The sequence below is a fragment of the Bacillus cereus group sp. RP29 genome (genome assembly GCF_040459765.1).
In the GTDB taxonomy this organism is placed as follows: domain Bacteria; phylum Bacillota; class Bacilli; order Bacillales; family Bacillaceae_G; genus Bacillus_A; species Bacillus_A paranthracis.
This window is the reverse complement of the sequence record NZ_JARVHN010000001.1, coordinates 649,159-661,891: the sequence shown is the minus strand read 5'-3', so window position 1 is coordinate 661,891 and position 12,733 is coordinate 649,159. Positions and strand designations below refer to the sequence as shown.

Below are 12,733 nucleotides of genomic sequence, written 5' to 3'. Positions count from 1 at the left end.
AATCGCTGATATATTTTTACTCCCCCCATCTTCCCCCGCTCTTAATCCATACCACGTATTTTTGAAAGGCTGGCACTTCTTGTTGGAAACGAAGCGGAACATACAGAAAAAGAGTACATGTACATAGTATCCATAGAATATCTACTACAAAGTGAAATTTCATCGTTGTGCTAATGAATAAACTTAAAAATAAGACGAGGAGCATAATTACACTAAATCTTTTATACATAGTCATAATAATCTCCTCCTTATAAATCCATTGTACCAGCTACAAGGAATTAATCCCCATAAAAAAGACCGAAAAGCAAATTCCACTTTCCGGTCTCTACACTATCTTCTCTTCGTAATCTTTCCTGAACCACCGACCCTCGTTTTCGGAGGAGAGGTATTCCTTGGTGGCGTTTTAATAGATGATTTCGGCTTCACATCTGATCCGCTCGAACCACCTGGTGTTTTCGTTATTTTCCCTTTGCTTCCAGTAGAAGGCGGAGGCGTGCTGCTTCCTTTTTTCGTAATACTTCCTGTATCTCCTACAGAAGATTTCGAATCTACATTATCGCCACGCTTAATGATAGATCCTTTCCCTTCCTTCGTAATTGGGGGCGGGGTTTTCTTTTCTTCTTTCGTAGGCGGTCTCTCTGGAATAACCGGTTTATGATTTTGTCTGTCATTATACCCACGGTAATCACCATACGATGATTTTCGTGAACCGAATATATCATTTAATATACTACCCATAATATATCCTTGCAGGAAGGACGGTTGATAATTTTGACGAACAAATTCTTTATTACTTATTTCAATTAACGTATCAGATGGCTTCTCTTTATCCTTTTGCAGATTATAAATCTTATCAGAATAAACGAGGAACATTTGATTTTCGTCTTCTTTAGATGCTTGCTTCGGTTCTCTTTCATTCATGAGTTCCTTTGCGACTTCAGGAACTGACCGATTGGCGGCCCTATACACGTAAGATTCTTGTTTACCTTCTTTTGCGACAGATTCAAGTGGATAACGGTCTTGAATCGACTTTGTCTGTCCACCCTGACAACCTGATAAGGCATATCCAGCAACAACAAGTAATGTAACGATAGCAAGTATAGGGATCACGAACGATTTAATCATGGTAAACAATCGGTTTGACATGATTACGCCCCCTTACGTTGCTCTTATAATTTGTACATCAGCAGGAATAATTGCTTCTCCCTCATACATCATTGTGCGACCATTTTGCCATTCAATACGTAATAATTTTCGATTATCCGATTGGAACTCCCATACATACTGTTCTTCTGAAGCTGAGAATGGTGTTTTCCCCATCACAACAACACGTCCATTATATTGCTCTTCCATATGGTACTCTGTATCATCCATCTCAATTGTCGTCGGAATTTCATCAATCGAATCTAAACGACCATCAATTGGTGTATATAATTTGTAATACGTATTTTCACGATCTTCAATTTTTAAATAACGAATATCTTTCCCGTCTTGCAGTGTTAAAACAATTTCTTTACGAGAATGCATACTCGTTTTCCCAATTAATTCATACATGACTAATGAAACTTCAACCATATCGCCAGGAGCTAACGTTAACAAACTTTTCTCTGGTTTCGGCGGTTCTGGGCTTTTCATTATATTTTTAATTCGTTTAAATAAACTCATGAGCTACCCCTCCTTCTCTCTTTATAAACAAGCACCTAAAATAAGTGCACCCACAATATGTAATGATCCGGCCAACATCGCGTGCGCAACACTGCCTTCTTTCGTACCTTCTTCTAAATCTAAACCAGCCATTTTCTTTAACACAAATTCGATAAACATTTCTACCACTAATAAAATAACGAAAGAAACTGCTGATGCAAGTAGCGCTTGCCATAAGTCATTTGCTTTCGTTATCGATTGAGATAAAATGTACCCTTGCGCGAATAATTTCATGACGAAACGAGTTGTTACAGCTGTATTCCCATTTTTTATTTCTTTTAAGTCATTGTATTTAGTAAAAATTGAATCAACCCACATAATTGCAAATAAAAGTACTGCACTCGCTCCAGTCCATACAAGCATGGCTAATACATTTGTCCATGTCATTGCAAAACCTCCTCTAAATATAAAGTGAAACTTTAATCAGTGGGGAGGTGTTCATTCCCCGCTGATTATTAGTTGAACCAATCGGGCATTAACGGGCAGTAGATCTCCCCCCCACCTCTCTGCTTTCACAAAAAGTAGAGGTGGGAGTCTTACTGCCCGTTAATGCGGGGTAATAGAAAACCGACATGAATTTGTTTAGACATGTCGGTTCATTTGTCTCTATTCTATATTATTTCTCATACTGCTTCATAATACGAGCTAATTCATCGTCAACAGCAGAATTTTTGTTTAAGCTTGCGAATTCATCATCTAATGATTTTTCTTTCTTGTACACTTCACCGCTTGCTTCTGCTTCAGCCTCTAATTGAAGAGCTTTCTCTTCCATACGGCTTAAACCAGCTTTCGCTGAGTTTGAATCAAATCCAGACATCGCCTGATTAATATTCTTTTGTGCTTTCGCCGCATTTACACGTGCTACAAGTGTCTCACGTTTATTTTTCAGCTCAGTTAATTGCTTACGCATTTCTTCTAGCTTCAGGCGAAGATTATCAGCAGCAGCTTTGTTTTGCTCATAGCTTGCTTTATACTCATTCATCTTTTGCTCTGCATTTTGTTTTTCTTCTAACGCACGGCGCGCAAGATCTAAGTTGTTAGCTTGAACAGCCATATGAGCTTGCTCTTCACGTTTTTTCACAAGCGCTTCTTGCTCTTCAAATAAGATTTTGAATTTCTTCTCAAGTGCGATTTGAGCGGCTACACTTTTCTCAGCTTCTTGTACATCCGCTTGCATATCGCGTAAATATTGATCCGTCATTTTAACTGGATCTTCCGCTTTTTCAATTAATGAATATACGTTCGACATTGTTAAATCTCTTAATCGTTTAAATACAGACATCTAAATTCCTCCTATGATATACCTCATATTTCAAATTCACTACTTGGAAAACTGAAAAATCTCCCTTTACAGTAAAGAATATTCATTTTTACAGCCTATGTGTTTATTATAACAAAACTAATATGTCCTTACATGTTATTTCCAAAATACATCCATTATAATATGACATTCTATATATAATATTGTATTTCTAATATATTCTCATTATCCCTCTTTAAAATTAACTTACTTTTGTGCAATTTCACTAAATTACATAAGTGTAATGTTACTGTAAGCTAACTCGATAGTTGCGTCTCCCTATTTCTTATACACTAATACCAGAAGCAACAAACAAGCTTCTCATCATTTCAAAACTAATACAAAAATTGTATTTACTATAAAACATATAAAAGGAGAAATCATCATGAAAAAATTAGTAGGAATCGGGTTAGCAGCAGCAATTTCACTTGGAGCATTATCAGGTTGTTCTTTATTAGGAGAGAAAGCGAACGGTTTTGTACTTTATGGATCAGAAGAACAAGTTCAGCAAATTACAGATAAAAACAAAAAAGAAGTGAAAGAAAAAGACTTCTATAAAATGAAAATGACAACATTAGAAGGTAAAAAAGTTCTTGTCATGGATAAGAAAACTGGTGAAGAACTGGTGAAGAAAGAATTACTTAACAAAGTGGATGCAAAAGACAACACGAAGCCACTTGATAAATTACCAGCTGTAACAGCAGAACAAGGTGTATTATTCGCAAAAGAGAAAGTAGAAAATGCTACACTTGATGGAGCAAAATTAAAATATGAAGGCAACACAATTATCGGAAGTGGCCGTGCATATGCCGACATGTTCGCAATTGTTGATGATGCAACTTACGGAAATGTAAAAGGTGAAGAAAAATCTGTAGGTGTATTAAAATTCGATAAAGACCCAAGTAAAGAATTCCCTGGAAAGAATGGTGTAGAATCATCACAACTTGTAAAAATTAAAAAGTAAAACAAAAAAGCTTCACGAAATGAAGTGCACCCCAATTGTTAGACACATAATTAACAATTGGAGGTGCATTTTTTATGGCTAAATTTTCTTCAAAGGATAAAATACAAGCAGTAAATGGAACAATTTAAGCAAGAACTAGAAACTTATATTTATTACTACAATCACAAAAGAATTAAAGCAAAACTAAAAGGATTGCCCCCTGTGCAATACAGAGTTCAATCCTTAGTAGCTAGCTGCTTAATATATTTGTCTAACTTTTTGGGTTCAATTCAAATTCGAAAAGCTTTTTTCTATTTATGAGCAATTTGCTCCATATCCGGACTACAAGTATTCGACTGACATGACTTATTTAAAGAACATGCCGCGCATTTTCCTTTTTTACTTCTCTTTACAAAATTAACTAACGTGTATGCTGCATAACCAAAAATGATAGCTCCAATTATAATATTGACCATCATCACAATACATCTCCTTCTAGAATCCGAGTAGGGATCCAACTTGGTATATAATGAGCGTTAATACATAAGCAACTACGAGTGGATACACGACTGAGAAAATCGTCCATTTCGCTGATCCTGTTTCACGTTTAATAACAGCTACCGTCGCTAAACACGGAACATATAATAAAATAAAGAACATAAATGCATAAGCTGATAATGCTGTATAATGTGCTCCCATTACATTTCCAAGCACATCTTCTTTCACCGCATAAATAATGGCCATTGTAGAAACGACAACTTCCTTCGCTAAAAATCCTGTTAAAAGGGAAGCTGCAGCTTGCCACGTTCCAAAACCAAGCGGTGCAAATAGTGGTGCGATAAATCCACCAATCATTGCTAAGAAACTGTCTCCCATATCAACACCAAATCCTGATGGCCCTGCATAATTTAATAGCCAAATGACAACAGAACCACCAAAGATAAATGTACCTGCTTTACGAACAAATCCTTTCCCTTTCTCCCACGTACTTAGCCATAACGTTTTCGCTTGCGGCACGCGGTAAGGCGGTAGTTCAATAACGAAAATAGATTTTTCCGCTTTTAAAATGGTAAGAGACATAATTTTTGTAACTAATAACGCAAGGACAATCCCTGCAACATATAGGGAGAACACAACAGTTGCCTGACTATGAGGGAAGAATACTCCCGCAAATAACGCATATACAGGTAAACGTGCCGAACAAGACATAAATGGTGTTACAAGAACTGTAAGTAAACGTTCTTTTTCTTGTTCAATCGTTCTCGCTGCCATAATACCTGGAACATTACATCCAAAACCGATAATCATCGGAATAAACGCTTTTCCGTTTAAACCGAAGAACTCCATAATTCTATCCATAACAACTGCAATTCGCGCCATATATCCTGAGTCTTCTAATAATGAAATGAAAAAGAATAGTGCAAAGATTTGTGGAACGAATACTAATACGGCACCAACACCAGCAATAATACCTTCTGTAACGAGTGCTTGAATAAAATCAGAAGCTCCAACACTTGTAAGCCCAGCTATCACCCAATCCGTAAGCTGTCCAGCAAAAAACTCATCTAACATATCCGATAAAGGTGTCCCAATCCAAGTAAACGTAACCTGAAAAATAAAAAACATAACTGCTAAAAAGATTGGAAGTCCTAAAATTTTATGTGTAATTAATCTATCAATTTTTTCTGAAAAAGGAATTTCTCCTTCTTTCTCATGCTTCATAACATTTGTTTTTAACTTTTCAATATACGCTTCACGAGTTTTGTAAATGTGCTCTTCCAACGTACAATCAAGTTTTTCTTCTAAGCGAGATCGAATGGCTATGAGTTCCTTATAGATTGGTAATGCTTTCATTTCTTTTTCTACTACTTCGTTATTACTTAAAAATTGAAGAGCTAACCATCTCGGATGCTCATAATTCGCTTTCTCTAAAAGAGAAATTACTTCTCCAATTCCTTCATCCATTCGTACACCATATGAAATAATGAATGGCTTTTTCTCGTTTTTGTCATTTTCTTTAAGAGTCGCAAGTAATTCTTCACAGCCTTTTCCACTTCTTGCAACGACAGGAACGACTGTTACACCTAATAGTTCTGATAATCGTTTTACATCAATGACAATTCCTCTTTGCTTCGCCACATCAATCATATTTAAACCAATTGAAACCGGCTTACCAAATTCAAGTAATTGCAACGTTAAATGCATATTTCGTTCGAACTGCGAAGAATCCACAATATTTAACATATGCTGAAATTCTTCTGTTAATAGAAAGTTTGTTACAACACCTTCATCACGCGAAACTGGATTTAAATCATACACACCTGGTAAATCAATTAATGTTCCTTGCTTATCTTTTAATTTACCAACCTTCTTTTCTACTGTTACACCGCTCCAGTTTCCTACGTATTCATAAGAACCAGTAAGCGCATTAAATAATGATGTTTTCCCTGTATTCGGATTCCCTAGCAAAGCTACCTTATTCACGCTAATTCCACCTTTATCATTTTCGCGTCACAATGACGAATACTAATTAACTGTCCACGACACTCCAATGTACAAGGACCTTTGAACATCGCTTTCTGCTTCATACGAAGTTCGCTTCCTTCAGAAAGACCGAAAGCAGCCAGTCTTCTCTTTAATAATTGATCTAACGACTGAACGCTTTTTACTAACACTTTCTCACCAATTTTAATATCTACTAAGCTCATAACCTTCCCCCTCAGAAGAGAATGATAATTATTTTCAAAAGAATTATAGCACACTCTATTTCTCTTGTACTATACCCTTTTGCTTCATATTTATTAACATTTCGCTACAATTCTATTTCAATCATTGTCATAATTGATTCGTTTGCCATTCTCATCCATTTCGCTTACAATAAACAATAACAAATAAAGAATTTCGTTATCACAGGGGGAGCCATACCGCTGAGAGGGAACACTTCGTTCCGACCCTTTGAACCTGTTAGTTAATGCTAACGCAGGGATTGTGCAAACGTCCGAAATACATACCTCTTTTTTATTTACGTATTTCGTATCCTCCTATGATATCTATTCTTTTTTGTACAACTTGGATTTAGGGGGAGACAACATGCGTAACACCAATTTACAAGCGATGATCGAATCTGCTATTCTTGCAGCCTTCGCCATGGTCATCGACATTTTACCATTATCAATTAAACTTCCAACAGGCGGTTCCATTTCATTTGCTATGATTCCTATTTTTATTATTGCATACCGCTGGGGCTTTAAATCAGCTTTCTTAGGTGGTTTAGTTTGGGGACTATTACAAATAGTCGTGGGAGATGCTTACATTTTAACACCTGTTCAAGCATTCATTGAGTACTTCATTGCCTTTGCTTTTATCGGATTTGCTGGCTTATTCTATCGTCCAATTCAAAAAGCACTTTTAACTTCTAATGAAAATAACTTAGAACAATCAAATTTAGGTAGCCGTAAAGACAAACCTTCATCAAAACAAAATGAAGGTAAGAAAGTTCTTGGTTATATTATTCTTGCTACATTTATCGGTAGCTTTGCTCGCTACTTCTGTCACTTTATTGCCGGTATTATTTTCTGGGGACAATATGCGCCGAAAGGTCAATCAGCTGTGCTTTATTCATTAATCGTAAATGGTAGTACAATGATTGGTTCCTATATTCTATGTACCGTTTTACTTATATTTTTATTCCTTACTTCACCACGCTTATTCAAGAGCATCAATGCTTATCAAATAAATGCAAACAAAAAGGGCGCTTAATAAGCGCTCTTTTTTTCATATCGTAATATCAATTAAAAATACAATAAATGCGCAAAGAAAAATAAATACTACCATACCTAGTAAATTGCTATTCACGGCTAATCTACTCCTTACATAACCTCATTTTCTAACCAGATTATATCGTTTAAAAATAAAGATTAAGTAAAGATAATATGAAAATAAATTAAAAAAGCGTAGATTATATTGTCTACGCTTTTTTCTGTAAATAAAAATAAAATAACACACCATCTTCTGTATTCTTTACTCCATATTCAGCATCATGTAGTTCTAAAATATTCTTTGAAATGGCAAGCCCAAGACCTGTTCCTCCTTGCAAACGCTGGCGAGCTGCATCCACGCGATAAAAACGATCCCAAATTTTATCTAATTGTTCTTCTTCTATGTGAGTACCTTTATTTTCAATACACACTTTTATACGATCCTTCTCATCTATTGTAGAAATAATAATATCTTCTTTATTTGGTGTATAACGTATGGCATTCGTAATGAAGTTCACGATCACTTGTTCAATCCGTCCTTGATTTGCGACTACTTCAAATGGACCTATATTTTTATGAACACGAAGTTCTTTTTTCTCTATTTCTACAGAAAGGTGTTCACATATATCTTCCATTACTGTATCGATATAAAATGAATCCATTTTCATTTTATATGTGCCTGACTCAAATTTAGCTAACTCCAGCATATCCAAAATTAACGTATCCATTTTGTCTACTTCTCGTTCCATCGCTTGAAAATAATACTCCTTTTTATGCTCAGCTACTCCATCTTTTAAAATAGAAATACAGCTTTTCATAATACTCAGCGGTGTTTTTAGTTCATGCGAAACACCAGAAATGAATTCTTTCCGCGTATTTTCTAATTTTCTTTCCTTTTCAATATCTTGTTCTAGCTGTCCAATATGCGAATGGAGTTTATTCGATAATGTATTAATATTCTTAGATAAATCCCCAATTTCATCTTTTGAAGTAATCGGTATTTGTTCTGTGAAATCTAAATGCGCTATTTTCTTCGTTGTATCATTTATTTTTAATAACGGCTTTGCAATTTGTTTTGAATAATAGAATGACGCTAGAAAAATAAGAACAACTACAAATGCAATAATGTAAATGTAGTAATCTTGTACCATTTGTACAGCTTCATCTACAGGCTGTAAAGAAGCCATCGCATATATATGTGACGGATCCGTCTTTTTCTTTTATTGGTTTGATTAATAATTTATATTTAATATCATTTTTTTCATAGTCCATTGTTTGTGTAGTAGATTGTATGGGCTTGCTCTCTTTTAATAATAAATCCGTTTGAAATTCTTTTATGTTATCTAAAAAGATGCTATTTTTATAAATTTGATTTATAGGACTTGTTACATCCGGAAGCTGAACTTTCGTAATCTTCCCAAACATATCAAAATCTGAATTTTGAACGACCCTCTTCTTTTCCAAATCACTCAAATTTCCAGCAATATTTTTTCTTTCCTGAACGATAAGGTCTTGAGCGACTTTTGGCCCATCCTCGCTTATCTTACGTTCTTTTTCAAGTAATTTCTTACTTAACGGTTTATTAGCCCAACTTAAGTTCTGTTCTGGTAATTGTAAATATAATGTGATAAAACTGCCATTTCTTTGCAGTCCACTAAAATACAATTCTTGCCCTACAAAACTAGATAGTGCTCCCTTTTCAATTTCATCTATATTCATGAGATAGTTCAAAGGAATATAGATCATTTTGGGTCCATATTTCTTCTCTGCCCTTTTTTCTAAAGCAACCTCAAAATAGAAGTCGTTCGCATGTTTTAAATTCCCATTTTGATCTAATGTCGTAATCCACGTATTATTTTCTCTTAAAAAGTCTTGCTCCAGTCGCTTAATTTCTTCCACATTTCCTGCATAGTTTAAATAATTCTTCTCAAAGGAATTTAAATTCACTTTAATATCTTCCACTTTTCGATTCGCGTAATATTGCTTAAAAAATATCGTTTGTCCAATAAAAATCGTCGCTAAAATTAACATACATAACGCTGTTGTGAGGGTAAATAATTTTAGTACAATCCCTTTTCTCATACATTCCCCTCAAATTTATAACCTGTTCGTACTACAGTTGTAATGTACTTTGCTTTCTCTCCTAATTTATTTCTTACATTACGAATATGGCTGTTAACCGTTCGATCATCGCCTGCAAATTCATATCCCCAAATTTTTGAAATGAGTTGCTCTCGTGTTAAAACAATCCCCTGATTTTTCATCAAGTACGCTAATATTTCAAATTCTGTATGAGTTAAATTAATGTCTGTTTTATCTACCGTAACAGTACGCGATGGAAAATGGACATGAATACCATGAATTGATAATATATCATCTTCATTCTCTAAAAGTTGTTTTGTTATTTTTCTACTTTCTAACAACCGTTTTGCTCTTGCTAATAAAATTGGTGGACTATACGGCTTCGTCACATAGTCATCTGCCCCAAGTTCAAAACCAAGTAACGTATCATCTTCATCAACACGTGCCGTCAGCATAATGATAGGAACCTCGGATGTTTTACGGATTCTTCGGCAAACAGACCATCCATCAAGTTCCGGCAACATAATATCTAAAATAACTAAATCAACCTCTTCTTCCTCAAATACAACTAAAGCTTCTTTCCCGTCCCTTGCTTCAAACACTACATATTGCTCACTTAAAAAATAATCTTTTAATATTTCACGTAATATATCTTCATCTTCTACAATTAAAATGTTTTTTGCCATAACTTATATCCCCCTCTCGCTTTCAGAAACTATAATTTCATTTTGAATAACTACCAGTTAACTTCGCCTCGATAATATATCTATCTGGCGCATCCCCTATATAATCAAATGGGTAACAAGTCGTCAGTGTTAGTATCGGTTCTTCTTTTTTTATAATAACAGTACGATCATCCGCATGGGTAATCCATATTTTTTGAATTTCATATGTGTACGTTTTATTATCATACTCTAAAACAAGAGTGTCTTTTTCTTTCAACTGTCCTAAATCTGTAAAGACAGTATCCCTATGCCCACTTAGTACAGTATGTCCTCCTCCAGATGGCGTTGTCGTTACATCACTAACGAACATTCCAACTCCTTTTTTCAAAGTTGCATCATCCGCTCCCCAATATATAGAAAATTTCTTCTTTAATTTCGGTATATTTAACATCGCTACCTTTTCTCCTTCTTTATGTTCTGTTTGAGAAGAAGGCACTTGAGAAGTTACCAGTGTTTCATAAGGAAGTTGATTATGTTGTATATTTTTAAAGCTCTTTATTTCCTCATTCGTTAATTCTTGCGCAGAACTTTTTCCTTTATACCATTCCACAGCGTAATAAGATCCCATAAATAGTCCTATAGCCATCAATATGATACCGATATAATTGAGTAACTTCATTCTTCATTCCTCCATGTCAAAAATGGTAGGAATAACCTACCATTTTTAATATATGAAATTATTCCATTCTTTATAGGAGAATATTTTATTTACGCCTTAACTTTATTGCGACGATTCAAACCAAATAATGTCCCTACCCCTACAAGGCATGCGCTTAGTGCCATCATTACTACATTATTAGAAGCTGTATTTGGTAATTTTTCACCTTGTACAACTGGCTTTGCTACTTCTTTTTTAGTTGCAGCATTTTTTTGTTGTACTTGTGCTGCTTCCTTTTTCCCTTCCTCACTCTTTTGCTGAGCCTTTATTGCTTCTTCTTTTTTTGCCATATCATTTTTCAGCTGTTCTTGTGCTATTCTCTTTTTCTCTTCTTCATTTTTTTGCTGTTCCTTAATCGCTGCTTCTTTTTTCGCCTTATCTTGTTGCAGTTGCGTTGCTTCTTCCTTCGTTACTGTTCCAGTATCCGCACTTGCTACTGAAGAATAGCCTACTGTTAAAAGTGCTATTGCACAAATCGGTAATAGTTTCTTTTTCATTTTATTTCTCTCCTTTTATACGTTTTACATCACTTCGCATCGGATGTATCACTAGAATAAACAAGAGATATAAATATGAAATGCAGATGAAATATATTTTATTTAAAGATTTCATTGTAAAAAATAAAAAAACATCGCAATATATACGATGTTTTTTCGGGTGTGTGTCTCAATATTTACATGTTACTTTCGCGTGATTTAGAAGTAGAACGGGCCGGAGCGATAACTAATTGTCTCGGCTCAGTTTTCTTTAAGTGATTTTTGACGTTACACTTACGACGTTGAACAACCCACGCTTTAATAGGGTTTGTCAAAATAATTTTTTGCGCTTCGTTAGGGGCCTCTTCTTCCAACCTACAACTTTCGCTCCATTTATTCCATTTCATTGTAAATTTAGAAGAAGAATGATCGTCTTCTCGATCAAACAAGTGCAAAAAATCCATCTCGCCAGCTAGCATTACGGTGTTGCTAGTTGCTAAAAAAGAAAAGGTCGTCCAACGTTTCTCCATGCCCTCCTACTCCTTTTTCACATATAGAGTGCCTAAAACTTAATTTACCTAAAATATGCTTGCCTTTTACCTTACACCCATAGTTTATCCAAAACACTACTATGCAACTATCGATTTCCCTTACAACTACCTTACATTTTTGTAAGAAACAAAAAACCTTCACTATGCCTATGTGAAGGTCTCTTATTTCTTATCTATATGATCTTTCATATCATCAAGTCCAGCTTCTTGTAGCTGCGACATCATACCATGAGAAATTGTGCCTAATACTAAAGTCATTCCAATTAGTGAAATCCGAATCGCTGGTACATCAATTATATAAGCCAACAATCCAAGAACAATTGTTAATAGTAATGCTTTTATAAATGTTACAGTTGTGTACTGTTTCTTCTTCATTATCATCACCCTTTGTGGAAGCGTTTTCTTAATATAATTAGTATATCATATCATCAGATGATTTTGTCGGTATTTTGTAAAAAATTACTATCTCCTTTGACTTTTTCCTTTCTATCCTTTACAGTCGAAATGTTCACAAGTTTTACACTGTAGGAGGACTC

15 protein-coding genes, 3 pseudogenes and 1 riboswitch are annotated in these 12,733 nt (G+C 34.9%); of the genes and pseudogenes, 3 read left to right on the top strand and 15 right to left on the bottom strand.

Annotation, left to right across the window (positions count from 1 at the left end; genetic code table 11):
* Positions 1 to 16: 16 nt before the first annotated feature.
* The 5 genes from QCI47_RS03370 to QCI47_RS03350 all read right to left on the bottom strand — a co-directional run bounded on the left by QCI47_RS03370 (position 17) and on the right by QCI47_RS03350 (position 2,986).
* Entirely contained in the window at positions 17 to 235 is a 219-nt protein-coding gene (locus QCI47_RS03370) for a hypothetical protein (protein WP_309423354.1), read from the bottom strand.
* Between the two features lie 95 nt (positions 236 to 330).
* Positions 331 to 1,146 (bottom strand): DUF4247 domain-containing protein, encoded by an 816-nt coding sequence (locus tag QCI47_RS03365; RefSeq protein WP_000071211.1) that lies wholly within the window; start codon positions 1,144 to 1,146, stop codon positions 331 to 333.
* Positions 1,147 to 1,158: 12 nt separating this feature from the next.
* A complete protein-coding gene (locus tag QCI47_RS03360; RefSeq protein WP_000051759.1) occupies positions 1,159 to 1,665 on the bottom strand; it encodes a DUF4178 domain-containing protein in 507 nt (168 codons plus the stop codon).
* A 21-nt stretch (positions 1,666 to 1,686) separates the two neighbouring features.
* Positions 1,687 to 2,091 (bottom strand): DUF350 domain-containing protein, encoded by a 405-nt coding sequence (locus QCI47_RS03355; RefSeq protein ID WP_000220322.1) that lies wholly within the window; start codon positions 2,089 to 2,091, stop codon positions 1,687 to 1,689.
* Positions 2,092 to 2,320: 229 nt separating this feature from the next.
* Positions 2,321 to 2,986, bottom strand: a complete 666-nt coding sequence (locus QCI47_RS03350) for a PspA/IM30 family protein (protein ID WP_000110281.1) — start codon at positions 2,984 to 2,986, stop codon at positions 2,321 to 2,323.
* A 403-nt stretch (positions 2,987 to 3,389) separates the two neighbouring features.
* Between QCI47_RS03350 and QCI47_RS03345 the strand changes: the two genes are divergently transcribed.
* Together QCI47_RS03345 and QCI47_RS03340 are read left to right on the top strand one after the other, a co-directional pair.
* Positions 3,390 to 3,968: a lipoprotein BA_5634 family protein gene (locus tag QCI47_RS03345; protein ID WP_046198253.1), complete on the top strand. Its 579-nt coding sequence runs from the start codon at positions 3,390 to 3,392 to the stop codon at positions 3,966 to 3,968.
* 114 nt (positions 3,969 to 4,082) lie between these two features.
* A pseudogene (locus tag QCI47_RS03340) lies at positions 4,083 to 4,202 on the top strand (IS3 family transposase); the annotation flags it as partial.
* Positions 4,203 to 4,258: 56 nt separating this feature from the next.
* Here QCI47_RS03340 and QCI47_RS03335 read toward each other — a convergent pair.
* The 3 genes from QCI47_RS03335 to QCI47_RS03325 are packed head-to-tail and all read right to left on the bottom strand — an operon-like array spanning position 4,259 to position 6,655.
* The gene (locus QCI47_RS03335) at positions 4,259 to 4,426 is read right to left on the bottom strand and encodes a FeoB-associated Cys-rich membrane protein (protein ID WP_000989595.1); all 168 of its coding nucleotides are present in this window, start codon (positions 4,424 to 4,426) and stop codon (positions 4,259 to 4,261) included.
* A gap of 16 nt (positions 4,427 to 4,442) precedes the next feature.
* Positions 4,443 to 6,431, bottom strand: coding sequence for a ferrous iron transport protein B (feoB, locus tag QCI47_RS03330; protein WP_001044825.1), 1,989 nt, complete (start codon positions 6,429 to 6,431; stop codon positions 4,443 to 4,445).
* Positions 6,428 to 6,655, bottom strand: coding sequence for a FeoA family protein (locus QCI47_RS03325; protein WP_000060519.1), 228 nt, complete (start codon positions 6,653 to 6,655; stop codon positions 6,428 to 6,430). Before QCI47_RS03325 ends, feoB begins: the two co-directional genes overlap by 4 nt.
* 194 nt (positions 6,656 to 6,849) lie before the next feature.
* Positions 6,850 to 6,951: riboswitch (TPP riboswitch) on the top strand.
* A gap of 86 nt (positions 6,952 to 7,037) precedes the next feature.
* Between QCI47_RS03325 and thiT the strand changes: the two genes are divergently transcribed.
* Positions 7,038 to 7,706 (top strand): energy-coupled thiamine transporter ThiT, encoded by a 669-nt coding sequence (gene thiT / locus QCI47_RS03320; RefSeq protein ID WP_046198255.1) that lies wholly within the window; start codon positions 7,038 to 7,040, stop codon positions 7,704 to 7,706.
* Between the two features lie 208 nt (positions 7,707 to 7,914).
* Here the strand turns inward: thiT and QCI47_RS30240 are convergent.
* From QCI47_RS30240 to QCI47_RS03290, 7 genes and pseudogenes are all read right to left on the bottom strand, one after another.
* Positions 7,915 to 9,124: pseudogene (locus tag QCI47_RS30240) on the bottom strand (sensor histidine kinase); the annotation flags it as partial.
* 131 nt (positions 9,125 to 9,255) lie between these two features.
* Positions 9,256 to 9,787, bottom strand: a pseudogene (locus QCI47_RS30235) (two-component sensor histidine kinase); the annotation flags it as partial.
* On the bottom strand, positions 9,784 to 10,473 hold the full coding sequence (locus tag QCI47_RS03310; protein WP_074542763.1) for a response regulator transcription factor: 690 nt from the start codon (positions 10,471 to 10,473) through the stop codon (positions 9,784 to 9,786). The pseudogene QCI47_RS30235 and the gene QCI47_RS03310, both read right to left, overlap by 4 nt.
* A 37-nt stretch (positions 10,474 to 10,510) precedes the next feature.
* Positions 10,511 to 11,131 (bottom strand): class D sortase, encoded by a 621-nt coding sequence (locus tag QCI47_RS03305; protein WP_061131993.1) that lies wholly within the window; start codon positions 11,129 to 11,131, stop codon positions 10,511 to 10,513.
* Positions 11,132 to 11,220: 89 nt separating this feature from the next.
* Positions 11,221 to 11,667: an LPXTG cell wall anchor domain-containing protein gene (locus QCI47_RS03300; protein ID WP_074542764.1), complete on the bottom strand. Its 447-nt coding sequence runs from the start codon at positions 11,665 to 11,667 to the stop codon at positions 11,221 to 11,223.
* A gap of 176 nt (positions 11,668 to 11,843) precedes the next feature.
* Positions 11,844 to 12,176: a hypothetical protein gene (locus QCI47_RS03295; protein ID WP_000415597.1), complete on the bottom strand. Its 333-nt coding sequence runs from the start codon at positions 12,174 to 12,176 to the stop codon at positions 11,844 to 11,846.
* Positions 12,177 to 12,359: 183 nt separating this feature from the next.
* Positions 12,360 to 12,575, bottom strand: coding sequence for a hypothetical protein (locus QCI47_RS03290; RefSeq protein ID WP_309423398.1), 216 nt, complete (start codon positions 12,573 to 12,575; stop codon positions 12,360 to 12,362).
* Positions 12,576 to 12,733 lie beyond the last annotated feature (158 nt).